This is a genomic window from Paramuribaculum intestinale (genome assembly GCF_003024925.1).
Lineage (GTDB): Bacteria > Bacteroidota > Bacteroidia > Bacteroidales > Muribaculaceae > Paramuribaculum > Paramuribaculum intestinale.
Map to the genome: position 1 here is coordinate 1 of NZ_PUED01000290.1, position 2,095 is coordinate 2,095.

The 2,095-nt window shown below is 44.0% G+C and carries 2 pseudogenes; both read right to left on the reverse strand.

Features of this window, described 5'->3' with window-relative positions:
• Window positions 1–433 (reverse strand): annotated as a pseudogene (locus C5O24_RS12850) (hypothetical protein); the annotation flags it as partial.
• Window positions 433–2,095, reverse strand: a pseudogene (locus tag C5O24_RS14165) (hypothetical protein); the annotation flags it as partial. The pseudogenes C5O24_RS14165 and C5O24_RS12850, both read right to left, overlap by 1 nt.

Consider the following 2,095-nt stretch of genomic DNA (forward strand, 5'->3'; position numbering starts at 1 on the left):
CAATAGGCTCGGTCTTGATAGGAATGTTAACGCCTAATCGATTGTCTGCAAGGACTCCCTCAAAATGCAATGATACCTGTTCACCCGGTGAGAAGTTGCGCATTACTGAAAGCGCACCACGTAGTGAGCCGGTCTGATTGATAGAATAAAGATTTTCCCATTCAGGAAGCGTGGAAATGTCTTCACCATTGGCAAACCACTTCATATCAGCAAGAGCGTGATTTGAATGTGGGTCGCCCCAACTATTATCTGCGGCACTTGCCACTACTTGAGGAAGAATCACTGTTGGTGAAAGTGCGCGATTAGGCTCATACTGATTTGTAAAGCCATTATATACTTGCACCACCGGACTGTTAGGGGTGATGTTGACCACCGAAACAGCCACGTTAAGAGGTGCATAGTCTATTCTTATTCTTTTTTTTGATATTTCCATTATGGTGCTGCTATTAGTTGAGCCTGCGCCACATCATCCCCGTCAATTTTTGCAACCATCGTGAATAAGGTGCTGATTGAGTTCGGATTTGTACCGAGGTCGTTATCTGTATCTGTGTATGTAAGGGTTATTGTTCCGTCAAAATCCTTTACCTTTTGTTTAAGCTGCCAAGCAGCATCATTCACAGCCTCACCGCTATCGCGTGTAATAGTCCAATCGGTTATCTGGTCGGTTATTTCTTTCCACCCTTGATAGACCCGACACGTTACTTCCATTGATTCGCCATAAGCAAGGAAGCCGTCACCATTTGTCGTAATTTCCATTCGGATGGGAAGCACTTGAGTTTGTTCTATGACACCAGTCATATAGATGTTATTCAGATATGCAGAATAACCGGTCATAAACAATCCGAATACGGAGAGATTACTCAAGTCACCAAACTGCGCACCGATATTGTTGGCGGTAAATTCCCAATCATTCACGCCTTTAAGATAGCGTTCATAAGTCCGGGTAGAATATCGGGATGTCTGACGGTTGGTATCGGTGAAGTTTCCATAACCTACAAAGTGCATAGCCTCACAAGGATGAAACTTCATCTTCCATCTATCCGACACCGCACGGAGCATATAGCGAAATTTGCTATTGCGACCAGTTTCTAAAATGTCGGTGATTCTGAAATATGCAGTATAGAAGCCGGCAAAATGAAAATTTCCAATGGAATCATCATAGTCTGCCGTTGAGTTGTTTGATTGTGTATATCCGTCGTGGAAAATACCCATGCAGATGTCATCAATCGCAACAGTACCGATTTCTCCATCCTCAAGATGAAGAATGACAGTACCGGTCATCAATGGATTGCCATCTGAATCAAGGTCAGGTATGCACTGTTCTACGATACCACCACCGGGAGCGTTCCACTTGTTGCCAATCTGAATCTCAACACGGTTATAGCGTAGTTCAGGAACCTCAAGGAATCTGCGAAGAGAAAGACTTTCAAGCCAGCCATTGCCATCTTCATCTACCATTCCACCAAAGCCCGTAAGACCATCCGCAAAACTATCACCGAACTGCACACCTTTCTCTCCTGTCAGCTTTCCACCGACATTCAAGGGATATGGTGTACGGTCAGCTTTCGTCTTACTAAGAAATTCCTTCAATGAACGAAGCGAAGAAAAGGCATTGCGATTGGTTGGAGTCGTTGTGTCGTTTGTTGTAATCAGATACACCGTGCTTCCACCTCCACCATTACCTCCACCTACAAAAGTCTGTCCTTTCAAGGTCAATGATTCAATGGTATCTTCCAACGCGCCTAATCGTGATGTAGAAAGGGTTTCACCTACTGTGATTATGGGCGAGTCATAAGGATAATCAAGCTGACATTCATACCCCACAATGCGAGATTGTCTGCTTCCATTAACGAAGTAAGCATCACTAATCAGATTCACACAGTCGCCAAGACCAAATGGGAAATAATAGCCGGTAGGTGTTTCTCCTTGCTCTTTCATCCAATCCGACATCATCGTACAAGGATAGCTATTGGGGTCAACTTTCGTTTTCGCTATATATTCCTCAGTACGTTTAAGTAGTTCCTGCTCGGCATCTTCAATAAGTCCCAATGACGCTATTTTAGTGGCATCCCATCCATAAAGGACGTATTTATCA